The 13,244-nt window shown below is 59.6% G+C and carries 15 protein-coding genes and 5 pseudogenes; 1 reads left to right on the top strand and 19 read right to left on the bottom strand.

What is annotated here, in order from left to right; genetic code table 11:
- Nucleotides 1-133: 133 nt before the first annotated feature.
- The 8 genes and pseudogenes from GJU48_RS17815 to GJU48_RS25380 all read right to left on the bottom strand — a co-directional run.
- Nucleotides 134-1,327: an Arm DNA-binding domain-containing protein gene (locus GJU48_RS17815; protein WP_094950375.1), complete on the bottom strand. Its 1,194-nt coding sequence runs from the start codon at nucleotides 1,325-1,327 to the stop codon at nucleotides 134-136.
- A gap of 463 nt (nucleotides 1,328-1,790) precedes the next feature.
- On the bottom strand, nucleotides 1,791-2,201 hold the full coding sequence (locus GJU48_RS25385; protein WP_256671159.1) for a hypothetical protein: 411 nt from the start codon (nucleotides 2,199-2,201) through the stop codon (nucleotides 1,791-1,793).
- Nucleotides 2,198-2,788: a hypothetical protein gene (locus GJU48_RS17805; RefSeq protein WP_094950372.1), complete on the bottom strand. Its 591-nt coding sequence runs from the start codon at nucleotides 2,786-2,788 to the stop codon at nucleotides 2,198-2,200. Before GJU48_RS17805 ends, GJU48_RS25385 begins: the two co-directional genes overlap by 4 nt.
- Before the next feature lie 455 nt (nucleotides 2,789-3,243).
- Nucleotides 3,244-3,435, bottom strand: coding sequence for a hypothetical protein (locus tag GJU48_RS24955; RefSeq protein WP_178119778.1), 192 nt, complete (start codon nucleotides 3,433-3,435; stop codon nucleotides 3,244-3,246).
- Nucleotides 3,436-3,460: 25 nt separating this feature from the next.
- Nucleotides 3,461-6,178, bottom strand: coding sequence for a toprim domain-containing protein (locus GJU48_RS17800; RefSeq protein WP_176462921.1), 2,718 nt, complete (start codon nucleotides 6,176-6,178; stop codon nucleotides 3,461-3,463).
- Nucleotides 6,179-6,190: 12 nt separating this feature from the next.
- A complete protein-coding gene (locus GJU48_RS17795; RefSeq protein WP_094950367.1) occupies nucleotides 6,191-6,424 on the bottom strand; it encodes a hypothetical protein in 234 nt (77 codons plus the stop codon).
- Nucleotides 6,425-6,500: 76 nt separating this feature from the next.
- Nucleotides 6,501-6,872, bottom strand: coding sequence for a hypothetical protein (locus GJU48_RS17790; protein ID WP_094950366.1), 372 nt, complete (start codon nucleotides 6,870-6,872; stop codon nucleotides 6,501-6,503).
- Nucleotides 6,872-6,967: pseudogene (locus GJU48_RS25380) on the bottom strand (ogr/Delta-like zinc finger family protein); the annotation flags it as partial. The gene GJU48_RS17790 and the pseudogene GJU48_RS25380, both read right to left, overlap by 1 nt.
- A 36-nt stretch (nucleotides 6,968-7,003) precedes the next feature.
- Between GJU48_RS25380 and GJU48_RS17785 the strand changes: the two are divergent.
- A complete protein-coding gene (locus tag GJU48_RS17785) occupies nucleotides 7,004-7,141 on the top strand; it encodes a hypothetical protein (RefSeq protein WP_155296062.1) in 138 nt (45 codons plus the stop codon).
- Nucleotides 7,142-7,151: 10 nt separating this feature from the next.
- On the opposite strand, the gene GJU48_RS17780 is transcribed toward GJU48_RS17785, so the two are convergent.
- From GJU48_RS17780 to GJU48_RS17735, 11 genes and pseudogenes are all read right to left on the bottom strand, one after another.
- Nucleotides 7,152-7,625, bottom strand: a complete 474-nt coding sequence (locus GJU48_RS17780; RefSeq protein WP_094950363.1) for a YmfL family putative regulatory protein — start codon at nucleotides 7,623-7,625, stop codon at nucleotides 7,152-7,154.
- Nucleotides 7,626-7,654: 29 nt separating this feature from the next.
- Entirely contained in the window at nucleotides 7,655-7,870 is a 216-nt protein-coding gene (locus tag GJU48_RS17775) for a DNA-binding protein (protein ID WP_094950362.1), read from the bottom strand.
- Between the two features lie 75 nt (nucleotides 7,871-7,945).
- A pseudogene (locus GJU48_RS17770) lies at nucleotides 7,946-8,590 on the bottom strand (phage late control D family protein); the annotation flags it as partial.
- Nucleotides 8,587-8,751 (bottom strand): annotated as a pseudogene (locus GJU48_RS17765) (phage tail protein); the annotation flags it as partial. The pseudogenes GJU48_RS17770 and GJU48_RS17765, both read right to left, overlap by 4 nt.
- Nucleotides 8,752-8,832, bottom strand: a pseudogene (locus tag GJU48_RS25375) (GpE family phage tail protein); the annotation flags it as partial.
- Between the two features lie 70 nt (nucleotides 8,833-8,902).
- Nucleotides 8,903-9,256 (bottom strand): annotated as a pseudogene (locus GJU48_RS17760) (phage major tail tube protein); the annotation flags it as partial.
- Nucleotides 9,186-10,418 carry a phage tail sheath protein gene (locus GJU48_RS17755; protein WP_155296060.1) on the bottom strand — a complete coding sequence of 411 codons (1,233 nt, stop codon included), beginning with the start codon at nucleotides 10,416-10,418 and terminating at the stop codon, nucleotides 9,186-9,188. The gene GJU48_RS17755 and the pseudogene GJU48_RS17760, both read right to left, overlap by 71 nt.
- Nucleotides 10,419-10,509: 91 nt before the next feature.
- Nucleotides 10,510-11,253, bottom strand: a complete 744-nt coding sequence (locus tag GJU48_RS17750; RefSeq protein ID WP_155296059.1) for a phage tail protein I — start codon at nucleotides 11,251-11,253, stop codon at nucleotides 10,510-10,512.
- Nucleotides 11,253-12,164, bottom strand: a complete 912-nt coding sequence (locus tag GJU48_RS17745; RefSeq protein WP_094950349.1) for a baseplate J/gp47 family protein — start codon at nucleotides 12,162-12,164, stop codon at nucleotides 11,253-11,255. The genes GJU48_RS17750 and GJU48_RS17745 overlap by 1 nt, the downstream gene beginning before the upstream one ends.
- Nucleotides 12,161-12,505 (bottom strand): GPW/gp25 family protein, encoded by a 345-nt coding sequence (locus GJU48_RS17740; RefSeq protein ID WP_094950348.1) that lies wholly within the window; start codon nucleotides 12,503-12,505, stop codon nucleotides 12,161-12,163. The genes GJU48_RS17745 and GJU48_RS17740 overlap by 4 nt, the downstream gene beginning before the upstream one ends.
- On the bottom strand, nucleotides 12,502-13,080 hold the full coding sequence (locus tag GJU48_RS17735; protein ID WP_094950347.1) for a phage baseplate assembly protein V: 579 nt from the start codon (nucleotides 13,078-13,080) through the stop codon (nucleotides 12,502-12,504). Before GJU48_RS17735 ends, GJU48_RS17740 begins: the two co-directional genes overlap by 4 nt.
- Nucleotides 13,081-13,244 lie beyond the last annotated feature (164 nt).

The following is a 13,244-nucleotide window of genomic DNA, read 5'->3' as shown; positions in this document are numbered from 1 at the left end:
AATTTTAAAAGACTAAACCCCTGAAAACGTTAAAGTTTTCAGGGGTTTTGTGTTTTCAGAGGGTCAAAAAAGGCCCATATGGGAACATCCATGGGAACACGGGCTGCTGGAATACCCGCGTTGGAACCCCGCTTTACGGGGCTTCGTCTCCACCTGGTGGCTGTATGCCCAGAGCGTGTTGCAGCATGCCGATGACGTCCGGCCCGTCTTCGTTGATCCACATGCCGTAGTGTTGTCGGATCATGTTTGCGCTGGTGTGGCCCATCTGCTCTGCAATCCAGTCGACTGAGGCCACACCCGTGGTCAGCAGCTGGCTCGCGTAGGTGTGTCGGCATTGACCAGGGCCGCGATAGCGAACACCGGCCGCTCTCAAGTGCGCTTTGAAGAACCTGTCCCTCACGACAAAGTCGCTGACGTGCGGCAGGCCACTCTTGGTGTTCAGGAATACGAAGTGCAGCTTGTGCTTGCGGATTGTCTTGTTGTCCCGCTCGACGACGTCGACCGTGTCCACGGTCTTGAGCTGGTTGATCGCGTCCAGCTTGCGTAGGGCATCCCACGCAGGTTCCAGCAGACGCACCTTGCGCGTAGAGCGTCGAGTTTTCGTCACGCGATAAGCCCCGCGCACCTTGGACCGGCGGAAAGTCACCGTCCCCTGTTTCAGATCGACGTCCTCCCAGGCCAGCGCGATGGTCTCCGACACCCGTGGGCCTGCCCAAATCATGAACTGCACCATCAGCAGCTCCTGGGTACGGCTGGTGTGCGTTTCGAGGATTTGCTTGATCTCCGCTCTGGTGAACGGGTCCGGTGCCTCTGGATCGGGAAGGCGAACGAATAACCCCTCAGTTGGGTCGTGTGCGACCTTCTTCCGGGTGCGGTAGAGCCGGAACACTTGGCGCACATTGCTGATGATGTCACGGATGGTCTTGTTCTTCAGCCGCTTCGACAGCGGTCCCTGAATCCACTCTTGCAGGTCCAGATGGTCAATCTGATCGATCTGAACGTCTCCCCAGCGCGGCCGTACATGCACCTCGGCCTTGTTCTTGTATCCGCGAAAGGACGTCGCGGCCACGCTGTTGCTCTTGATCGTCAGCCAAAGGTCCAAGTAATGCCCGAAGCTGTTCTCGGCCAGCTTGGTCGACTCGGGAAAATGCCGGCGGTAATCGAAGGTGCCAGCCTGTATTTCGTACTCGATCACCGTCACCAGGCGCTTTGCATGCTCCCTGTTGGCCGGCGTGTTGCCGCCGGGCACCAGCTCCCGGCACAGCTCGCCATTGAAACGAAAATAGACCCGTACCGAATTGCCACGGGCCTCTACGCCATCTGCCATATGCGTCCCCACGCGATGTATTGAAAGATCCAGCGTGCTGGAAGAAAAAAGGCCCGTCGCCGGGCCTGATGTATTGCGGTTTTAGTGTTGCCGATCACTGCTGGCGAAGTAACCAGAACAAGTTGGCACTTTTTCTAGGTGGCGGTGTGACCCCGGCTAGGGCCTCTTCGGCCCTACGCTTGGCGTTCGCAGCCTGGCGCGCTTTGCTGCACTTCTGGTGGTTGCCGTGGGCGCGGGACCTGCCGCACTGGTCACAGACGCCGGTTAGTTCGAGGTTCCAGGGGAAGGATTTACCGTTGTTCATGGAAAACCCCGTCACATCCTAAACGATTGGTGAATGAGCTCCGGCCGGGCCGTATGCTCTGCCGATTTCGCGCCGTCAGCCTGAATCTCGCAAACGAACCGGTGCCGCTCCCGGTTGGGCTCCAGGGGAAGGATTTACCGTTGTTCATGGAAAACCCCGTCACATCCTAAACGATTGGTGAATGAGCTCCGGCCGGGCCGTATGCTCTGCCGATTTCGCGCCGTCAGCCTGAATCTCGCAAACGAACCGGTGCCGCTCCCGGTTGGGCGCAGTCAGTGCATTGGTCAGGCCTGGCACGACTCCTGCGCATCGTTCGTTGGCGTAAGGGCCGCTCCAGCTATCAGCCTTCACCACCTGGCAATCTGTGCGGGTCGAATCCGTGCACAGGTAAAGCAGCAGGAAAACAGTCATGACCGTTGCTCCAGCTTCGCCACGCGTGCGGCCTCGTATTCGCTCGTCAGTATCTCTACCGCGCCTGGCGTAAGGGCCGCTCCAGCTATCAGCCTTCACCACCTGGCAATCTGTGCGGGTCGAATCCGTGCACAGGTAAAGCAGCAGGAAAACAGTCATGACCGTTGCTCCAGCTTCGCCACGCGTGCGGCCTCGTATTCGCTCGTCAGTATCTCTACCGCGCCGTCTATCCACCCGCAGGATGGTTTTCCAGCGGCTACGTTGGCCAGGTGCTCGGCTTCATTGATTTGAAAGCCCAGGTGAAAATACGCGGTGCCGTCGAGTTCAAATTTGATCCCGCCACTCATGAGCAAGTTCCCAGTGTTAACCCCCAACCGCTGCCAATATTCATGGGAGCTGAGGCGTTTTGGGCAGTGCTCTGCCCACAAGGCAACCAGGCGTTCATGCTCAGCCCGAATTGCTGCGCGATCCTCCTTGGACATGCCTTTGGCAAGCTTGGCGGTGCTGCGCAGTGAGCGGTAACCGTAGTCATCAGGACGGCACCAGTGCGCATCCAGCTCAGCACCACCGCTGAGTTTCACGCCACCAGCGAAGTGGGAGGTAATGTCTCGCATTGGTGCGACCTTACCGCCGAAATGCACGCCCAGCGCGGTCAGTAGAGCGCTGAAAGCATCCTTCATGACGTAAAAGCTCCGAACAATAGCGACGGTCGAAGGCTCGCTGGACTTGTAGAAGAAGTCAGACATGATCACTAACTCCTTCATTACGGCCATCCGCTGCCACCGACAGGGGAGTTCCGCGACATACCGCCAGGCGCTGCACTGGGTCGAGTTCCAAATTCGTTCATGCCTGCCAGCTCATGGCCGCGACTCCACGAGATAACTTCACCGCCATCTACTTCTTTCGGCACAGCAGAACCTTGGGTACCACGGATCACAATGGTGTCGTATCGCGGTGTGGTAGCCTCTGCATTGCCGCCTTTGGGTTGATTCACTTGCATGGTGCTTCTCCTTTGGGTGGTCGGTGTCGGGGGTTGCAGCCCCTCGACACCACCTTCTTACTGGCTTTCGCCGGTTGGGTTTTGCTTCCGCACCAGGTGCAGTAGCAGGTTTTCAAACTCGACAACTTCATCTGTTGCTGACTGCCATTCCAGGACTGCCTGTATTTGTTCTCGGCTGCACCCCAGCACTAGAAGCTCCTGTTAGCTCATCAAGAAGGTTTTGCCGGCACCTGCTTCGCCTTCGATATGCAGGAACGGGAAGCTGTGATGTTCCGCGCGGATTCGGTCGGCGTGCAGTGCACCGAGCCACCAGGCCATTGCGACAACCCCTTTCGTGCCAAATACGGTGTAAAAGTCATCAAATTGAATCGCTGTTTTCAGTTCGTTTTGCATCGTGCTGCTCCTGTTGTTGCGGTGGTTACACGCCCTGGAAAACCCAGCAGCGAATGGTTTTCGGTTTGTCGAATGCGTCGACCTGGCGCGCCGAGTTGACGGGCTTGTTCGATTCCAGAAACTTGGGTGACTTGCTGGTCTTCAGCAGGCGTTTCAGGTCGCTCAGCGGCGGCACTTGCTGGCGTTTATTGGCGGCCATTTCCACAAACTCGTTGAGGTTCACGGCGATCAGCCCATCGCGGCGCGCATGGTTCAACGCGGCTTTCTCATCCATGCCATTGAGGAATTCGTACAGGTCCCAAAACTCGCGCACGGTCGGGTGGTCGGCATTGATTGCCTGCTGCCGCTCCAGGGCCATGCGGTTAATTTCGGCGTGGGCGAGGGCCTTGCGGCGATCGCCGAGCGGCACGACGCCGGCCAATGCGTCCACCAGGCTGCGCAGTTGGGCGTGGTTCTTGGCGATACGCACGGTGCGCACGCCAGGCAGGGCCAGTAACTCCTGTTCGTAGCCGGAGGTGTTTTCCTCCAGCAGCCGCATGGTTTCGGCTTCGCGTTGCAGCGCCTTGACCAGGAAGCCGCTGATGCTGTCCATCGGCATGCGCTCCAACTGCTCGGCGTACTGCTTGGTCTCCGGCGTGTGGTGCTCGCGTGTCAGGTGGACGTGGCAGATACGCTGCAGGATGGGTTCTGACGCGTTTACCGGGTTGTTCTGCGCGATCAGCAGGGCGGCGCGGAACGGTGGTTCGTGGGTGTCGTTGCCGTTGTTTTTCACGCCGGTTGAGCGAACGCTGCGGCCGTTGTAGGCAGTTTTAAGTTCGTCCCAGTCGAAGTGTTTAACCGGCTGGCCTTCCTTCTGTTCACGCTCTGACTCGATCAGCACCACCGGCAAGTTGCTGACCTGCGAGAAGTTGCGCGCACGGCTGGCGGCGGTCGCTTTGGACGGGTCGAAGCCTTCGTAATCAGTACGCCCGACTGCCTTCCACAGCAGCTCCACCAGGGTGGTTTTGCCCGAGCCGGCTTCGCCAACCAGTTCCAGGAACATCAGTGACTTGTGGATCTGGCGGATCTGCTCGGCGTGCAGCGCGCCCAGCCACCAGGCCAGCACTACCAGCCCCTGCACACCAAAGCAGCGCCAGTAGATGTCGAACCAACCTTCGTTGTAGGTATTGAGGTCGGTGTTGATGTGCAGCACCGGCGACTGGCTCTGCGACTTGATGCTCAGCTTGCCGAGGTCAAAAAAGTCTTCCTTGTTGCGCACCTGTACCTTGCCGCCGTGAAAGGCCAGGTCGTTGAAGACATAGGCTCCATGGTCGCGGCTGTAGCCAATCCATTCGATGGTATTGACGGTTTTGAGGTTGTCGAGCTGGGGCGCCAGAATCCGCTTCAGCTGCTGGGCGCTGCCTTCAAACATAGCGCCGTTGGAGACGTTAAGGAGGCGATTTGCGAACTCGGGTGCCGACGTGAGTTGCTTGGCCGTGAACGTGCTTTTGATGGCCGGCCCCTGTGGGCGCTCGATACGGAAGTAGTACCAGGCTTCATCTGTCAGGTCGTTACGCATGTAATACAACGCCTGGAAATTGCAGTTGGCGATGCTGGTCACCGATCCCGACTGGCGCAGAGCCTTGTAGCGCCTCTGTTCATCCGTGAGCAGCTGATCCTCATGACGATCTGAGCTTTCTAGATCGCCCATGGCGCGGTCGTACTTATCAAGGTCCAGCCGAAACCAGTACAGGCGCTTGCGGAATGAAAAGTTAAATTCCTTGCGCTCGTCGCGCAGGTAGATGAGAAACCCCTTTTCCTCAGCCGAGTCAGCCAGGAGCAAATCGCCGTGGTGGCGGGCCTCTCCACGGTCGTGCTCAATCAGCTCGGCGCGCTTGTCGTCACCCTCGATCGACTTCCACCGCAGGTGCAGGTCGTTCCAGTCAACCTTTTTACCATTGGGTTGCGGGATCACCGCCGCCTTGCAGGTGAAGCCCAGGTCGCGCGCTTCCTTCGCCCAGCGGCGCATGTTGGCCTTAGCGACAGGCTCGTTATCCAATGCCCACACAAGTACCGGTAGGCGCCTGTCGGCGTCGTGGCGCAGCTTGGCCAGGGCCTTGAGTGAGTCGATAGGGCAGGGGGCGCTGGACATCATCGACACGGCTGGCACTTCGTTGTGCACCAGTGCGATGGAGTCGAAAATCCCCTCTACGATGAACAGCTCGTCGACTTCCAGCAGGTCGACGCTCGGCGGACACCACCAGACGCCTTTGTATCCAGTCAAGCCTTCACCGGTTGGGCGGAAGCGCGCTTTCATCTTGCCGAATCGGTCTGGCCGATCTATCAAACGCTCCCAGTAGCCACCTTTCTCCAAGGCGAAACGCACCGTGGCGCTACCGATGTTTAGCCGGCCATCCCAGTAGTTGTCCTGGGTGAACCAACCGGCGATCAGCTCAAACTTGAAGCCCCGCGCAAACTCAAGGTAGGCGCGTGCCGTCGCAAGCGGGTTATCCGGCGTCGACTGGGCAGTCTTGCTCCAGTCGTTGAACAAGTCGTCGTAGACGTCCTTCACGTGAACACGGTGGTCGCACTTTTCCGGTCGTCCGCAGATCAGTGTCCAGGGCGAATCGTAGAAGGTGTACAGGGTCTTCTGGCCGCAGGCAGGGCAAACACCCTTACGCATGTAATTGGTGTTGGCCATGTGCTTGAGCTGGTAGTCCCGCTCAATGCGTTGAATGACGTCGGCTCGCAGCCTTTGTTCCATTTCCATCGTGGCTTACTTCGCTTCGTCGAGACTGTGTTTAAGGGCGCCAATCAGGCTTTTTCGTGCAGCCAACCCAGGGAAAGCCACCAGCAACGAGCCATGCCGCAAACCCTCGGGGATCAAGCGAAAGCGGTCGTCATACCAATGCTCGTTGAACAGCAACGCGTACTGCGCACGGAGCTCAACGAGTAGTGCCTCGGCCTGGTCGCGGGGCAGTTTTGCGGTGATGGCGATGTCGATTTCCATGGTCCACCTCGGATTGCGGGCAAAGCTCACCCAAACCCATTGGGGATGGGGCAGGGCGGGGGGTTAAAAGGGAGCGTTACTGAGGGTGTGGCTTGTGTACGGCGTTGCGCTGGTCGAGCAGTTTCTGCGGCAGAAACCTAGCCGACATCGGGAAGGCTTTGCCGGCGAGAACGTCCACTAAGAGGACACGAGTGCTGTCAGCCCCACTGGCCCAGTCGATGCCGATCCAACGGCGCTTCTTGATCACCTGCAATTCAGTCCAGGCGTTGTGGACAAGTTTTGGTGCCATGAATACGGGCACTTCCAATGCAAGGGTCAGGTGGCGAATACAACGATCGAACAACAGATCGGAATCCACCAGGTGTTCTGCCTCATGGCGTTGCAGGTAAGCGAAAGCAGCGTGTTGCATGCTGCTGCGGTAGTCATGAGTCTGTTGATCGAGGTTCATCACGCACGCTCCATTTCCAGTTGGTCCAGCAGATCGGGCTGATCGTTTGCCGTTTTCATTGCCTGGCGACGAATGACCACATCTGCCTGCTGCAACGTCTGCAGGAGCGGCATGAAGCACTGGAGAAAGTCATGCGTGGTCGAGACGCGACATTGCTGACCGACAGAGGGGCGCCCGCACTGGTAGTGAGTGCCGAAGACATCCGCTTTGCTGTTGACGACGTAGCGACCGCGTTGAAAGAGATCAAGGCGCGGCTTGGCAAGGGCTGATGGCAAGAACTCACTGGACGGCTCCTTGGCTATAAAGCTGGATCGTCGCGAACACTTCTGCGTAGCGGGCCGACATGTAGGTGATTAGGGCAGCGATGATCGCGTCGGCTTCACGCCTTTCGATCACTCCGTCATCCAGGGCGGCAGACATGATCTGGTCTACCTTGCCCCGCTGGGCCGAGGCCTTGAGCGAGCGGCTGTACAACTCCACGTTGTCCAGGTTCTCCGGGACGCTCAGGGGTACGAACATGCCGCCGTACATTGAAGCGATGTAATCGGCCAAGAACGTGGTGCCAGCGACTTGTTCCAGGCGGTGGATGTGTTCGTCGGTCAGCGGGCGACTGCCGGCGTTTTCGTAGGCCTGGTTGTCGAATTTCTTCAGCGGCATACCGAGGTCAGCCGAGGCGTAAGACCGACCGCCTGGGTAGGCGCCGATAACGGCCATAACTACGCTCTTTCTGCTGTCTAGAACTGGGCGTTTCATCTTCTGGTTTCCCCTTGGAGCCAGAGGCCCTAGTTTGTAATCACGCCATCTTTTTTGATGCCGAGCAAAACGGCGGCGCGATGAGCTTCACCGCGCAGACATTTCTTCTGCCCGTTCAGCACGGCGTAAACGGTTGAAGGGTGAAGGTCGTATTGAATGGCAAAGTCCTTGACGGACATGCCTCTCAATTCCAGGCGGGTTCTAGCGGCCTGGCATGCTTGCTCGGGTGCGTAGGTGGCGTGCATAGTTCGGATTCGTGTGATTTCGCGTGATGATGTGGCGATTTTGTCCCTGATAATTGGGATAGCCTAAGGTGGTACAAGGTCCAGGCCGCTGGCCGTCTTGCCGCCACCCGCCGGCAGGCACAACAGGCAACCCGCTTTCACGCTGGCCACCGCGTCGAATTCCTCGCCCAGACGGCTGATCAAGTTGGCGTCGGACTCGTTGGCCTGGTCGAGCTGCAGGATGGGCAATCCGTCGAGGGCGCCTGCGATGGTCGCGGTCAGACCGTTGCCTACGGCGATATCGCCCAGGACGTCGCCGAGTGTGGTGTTGCTCCAGCTACGCTCCCGTTTGGTTTTCAAGCCCTTGCGCAGGTCTGCCGATCGAGCACGGATGCTGAGTACGTCCGGCGCGCCACTATGTTCGGTTTCGTCGACGGTGTAGGTGCCCTTGTCCACCAGTCCGGTGTCGCTCCAACCCAGCCACAACCGCAACACCGCGCCCTTGGGGGGAATCGCCAGCAGGCCGTCGTGGTCGCTGAGGGTGATGCTGAGTTGGTCTGCCTCAACGCCGCGGTTGTCGGTCAGCTCCAGGCCCATCAGACGAGGGCTGATCAGTTGGGCGATGTCCAGACCGTCGACGGTGAGCCGGAAGGCGGGCACCGGGTAGGCCGCGTCACGAACGTACCGCTCGGCCGTGCTGCGCACGTAGCCTGTGACCTTGGAGATTACCGATTCGATCACAGCAGGCCTCGCAGAATGTTGACGCCGATGCTGGTACCGGCACCGAGAAGGTCGATGCGGTCATCGTCGGTGCGCTTCAGGCTCAGGGTGAACTCGATACGCCGTGGCGTGCCGTCGCTGAAAAAGATTGTCTTGTTCTCGCTCAGGCTCTCGATCACCCAGCGCCAGTCCATCAGTTCTTGCAGGCCCAACTGATCCATGTCAGCCGGTGCCCAGTGAAAAATCACGGCCAGGTCGGCCATGGCGTCCTCTACGCAACGAGGGATGCGTCCGTCTTCATCGATTTCTGTAGCAAAAAACCGGACACCTTGTGGCGTCGCCCATTTCAATGGTCTCGTGACGGCCACGCACGACGACTTCCACGGCGCTGACTTCGCCTGTGTCGTCCTGCTCAAATGCGCCGGTAAAGCGCAATGCCACGCCCGACGCATTCACCATGGCGAACTGTTTCAGGCTGATCAGATCCAGGCCGCCGGTTTTCCATTCGAACTGGATACCGTCGTCGGAGAAGCCCAAGTCAGCTTTGACCGGGCCGTTCATGCCGCCGCCGCGATAGGCTTCCATCTTGCGGCCAAGGGCGGGCAGGGTGACGGACTTAACCACGCCTCTGTAGATGTTGGCGTCGTTGAAGAGCATGAGGTTTTTCAGTTTGCGTGGCATAGCCATAGCGGTGTTCTCCGGGTGTTTGGCATGGGGTTAACTCCCCTTGCGGGGAGACCCGGTTCAGCTGTTGATCTGGCTGGCGAACGTCATCAGATAGCGGTCGGTGATCCTTGAGGGTGTCTTTATCGTTGATGTCCTCCGGGTACCAGCAACTGCCACCGATCAGGTAGCCCTGGGCAATCAATTCGCGGAACTTCGCGTTGATGCCTTCGATGATGTCGCGCACCAGGGAGGCGTGCATGGGCTTGTCCACAGCCCACATGTGCGCCTCGGCCATGGTGTCGGCGAGGATCTGCGCGGTTCGGGTGTAATTTTCGAAGGCGAACAACGGATCGTCGCTGCACGTACGGCTACCCCAGAAGCGAAACCCGCCCTCGTTGATGAGGGTGGTGACTTCATTGCTGTTGAGGTAGTTGGCGTCGGTGGCCGGGTTCTGCAGATCCCAGAACACGTCGGCGCTGATGCCGGTGACGCCGTTGACTGCGACGTTGGAGAGAGTCTTGTGCCAGCCGGTTTCCTGATCGATCTTCGCTCGCAGGCCGAGGGCGCGCGCCACTGCCGACGCGGCAACAGTCTTGCTGATGACGGTGTCCCAGTTGAGGAAGTCCGGCCAGATCACCATCAGCTCGCGAGCGCCGAAGTTCTCGCGGTAGGCGACCACCTCTTCCTTGGTTTTGCAGTTCCAGGCATGGACGTAGGCGAAGGCGCGCAGGTCCTGGGCAACGGATACCAGGGCGGTGGCCACCGGCAAACTGTCGAGACCTGGCACACCGAGGATGCGCGGCGTCATGCCCACGCGGGCCTTGGCAGCAAGCAGGGCTTTCATGCCGGTGTATTTGCCGTCGGCAGTGGTGGTACCGATCAATGCGCTGATGGTGGTCGCTTCGTCAGCGCCTTCCTTGACCCGCACCACGATGGCGTAGGGCTTTGTCTGGTCGTCAATGGCTTGCAGACTGGTCGCCAGGGTACCTTTGACGCCGGCTTTGCCAATCGCGGCTCGAACACTGGTCAGCAGGACAGGCGTGTCCAGCGGGAACATAAGTGGGTCAGCATCTTCAGCCGTGCAAACCAGGCCGATGACTGCGGTGGGGATGGTGCGAATGGGGCGGGTGCCGTCGTTGAGTTCGATGACCCGCACGCCGTGGAGATAGTCTGAACCGGCCATGGGTGGTTGCCTGCGCTGTGATGGAATGACAGTGCACAGGCTGCCGCGCGCGCGCCGGTTGGGCGAGCGCGCAGGCTTGTAACGGGTGGCCCTACAGGTTGATGCGCGGTGACGTTACTGACGCTGCTGCATTTATGCCGACAGCCAAGAGTGTGTCGATGGAGTGTTCCCGCCCGGCAGCGCCGATGTAGCAGGCAAGGTCGATGACGCCGGGGCTCGGCGGGTAAACGTTGACGGTGTCGATGGATTCTTCTCGGCCGGCCGCGCCGATGACGCCCGTGGTGACGATGTCCCGCAGTACTGGCGGGTAGACGTCGATTTCATCGCCCTCGTAAACGCTGGCGAAGACGTTCATCACTCCGGTGGTTTCAAGGCTGATAGCCAGGCCGGTCAGGTGGCGGGTGACTGGCCTGGCGTCATCGATCAGCCAGGTCAGCTCCTGGTACATCTCTTCGGTGATACCGGTTTCCAGAACGCCGACTTTGATGGCGAAGGTGCCTGGCACACCGAGTGGGGTGGTTTGCCACCATTCCAGTACTTCGATCAGATAACCGAGCGGCTCAACCACGCGGCGCAGGGCGCCGATGGTGCCCTTGCGAGAGTGGATGAAGTGGGATGAGCGAATGGCAGACCGTTTCGCGGCCTCGGTCCATTTGCTATCCCAGCGATCAACCGAAAAAGCCCAGGCCAGATATGGCAGCAGTGCAAGCGGGCAAGTGTCGGGGTTGCAGAGCTGGCGCAGAGGGATGGGCACGCGCTGAATTTGCGCGAGTGCTTGCGCTGCTTGGCGTTCCAGTGGCGTGGCGTTTCCCGGCAGCAGCTGCTGGGCGCCCATTACTCGATACCTCGCGTGACAGTCGTGCCGGTGCAATACGGCGCCTGAGCTTTGGTCGCAACGATATCAACCCAGTCTTCCAGCTCGACCTTGCGGACACCTTCAACGTGCAAGGCCGCGTGAATGGCCGACTCTGACACTTCCATACCGAGGCGACGGCGTTGGCTGACGTAAGCCTGCAAGCGTGTTTCGGCTGCGGCAAGAATCGGTTCCGACTCAGGCCCGCTGGACAGGAGGTAAAGTTTTGCTTTGACCTGGTAACGGACGATTTCAGCGCCCTGGACGGTCAAGCGGTCGGCCACCGGGCGGCGGTCATCGTCGCTGACATAGGCGCTGACGGCGGCAAGCAGATCCGCAGACGCCGTGCCATCGCCGAGCAACGATTGCACGGTGATGACGGCAACGGCAGGCGAGGGGCTTTCTGCGGTGGCGTCAGCAACCCGGCCATCTGCCCCACGCGCGTGGAAAATGTAGCTGTTGCGCGGGCCGGCGGTGCTCAGGCCTTCCCATGCCATTTGCGCCCGCTCGCGTAGGCTGTCGTCGGCCTCCATGAGCCTGGGCACGGGCGGCACCGCCGATGCCTTGCCTTCCTGGATGACCAGCCGCTTGACGTTGAAGTTGGCAGCCAGCTGTTCTAGATCAGCATCACGGGCGGTGGCGAGCAGGTTGGCCAGGGAGGCTTCATTGACACGCTGCCGCCACACGGTTTCGCGGTAGGCGTTCTCTTGCAGCAGCTTCGCCAGCGGCTCCGACTCCATGTCGAGGCGCGCGGCGATCATAGGCTGTTCCTCAACCGGCCACAGGCTGATCATGTAGGCCTTACGCTCGGCCAGGATCAGCTCGAAGTCGATCTGCTCGACGATCTGCGGCGGTGGCAGTTGGCTGAGGTCGATGGCTGCGAAGCTGTTCATACACTGCCTCCCAGTTGCAGCGGAATGCTCATGCTGAACGCTTCATTGCTGTCCACTACGCTGCCCTCCAGATCCAGCTCCGACTTGCCTTGAAGGCTGGCACCGCGAAACTGAACACGGCTGAGGCTGATACGAGTCTCCCAGCGCATCAATGCCATGACCGTGGCCGAGTATGCCCGTAGGCGGGTGACGTCGTTGAAAGGATGGTCAATCAGCTCGGGCAGTAGGCTGCCGTATTCGCGGCGCATTACGCGGGTGCCAATACGGGTGGTGAGGACGTCGGGAATGGACTGGGCGATATGGTCCAGAGTGCCGATGGCGCCGCCGGTTTCTCGGTTCATGTTGGTATAGGCCTCCCGGACTGGTCGGTGCCCTGTTTGACGCCAGAGGTCAGGTGATTGACCAGGCTGACGCCCGCCGCGACCACGTCTTCCGAAACGTCTACCCGGCCGACTACGTTCTGATTGCCGGTCTGGTTGTAGTCACCCAGGTGATTGATGGGGCCGATGATGTTGATTCCGCCCTTGCTCACCAGGCTGGTGGTTCCGCTGCTGGGTAGTGTTGCGTTGAGGTGATGAGCGACGCTGTCGTACTCGATCACGGCGCCATCGGCGTAGGTGCGGCGATGCAGACCGGCGCGGTCGCCGTTAGCCGGGATGTGTTCGCTGAATACGCCGGTTACGACGATACCGTTGGCGAGCTGGCCGGAGGGACTGAACAGCATCACCTGTTCGTCGAGTGTTGGCGGGTCCCACTCACGATCAGAACCGGCGCGCAGGGCAAGCCATGGCAGCCAGGCGGTGGTCAGCTCTCCGGTTTTTACTTTCACGCGCGGGGGCTTCATCTGCACGGCGGCGATGACGCCGAAGCGGATGAGGTTTTCAAGCATGCGAGAGAGGGCGGCGAAGTCGTTCATGGCGCCGATGGTGTAGAGTTCGTCGCGCGCACGAAAGAGGTAACGACTTGTAGCAAGTCGTATTACAAGGTTGAAAGTCTAACGGACTGATGGGGGAGTTATGAAGGGATATATTAACGAGAGAAAGTTCAAAACGGCTCAAGGCTTTTTAGAGGCACTTGCTC

This window comes from Pseudomonas sp. IB20, assembly GCF_009707325.1.
Classification (GTDB): domain Bacteria; phylum Pseudomonadota; class Gammaproteobacteria; order Pseudomonadales; family Pseudomonadaceae; genus Aquipseudomonas.
This window is presented reverse-complemented; position numbering and strand designations above follow the sequence as displayed.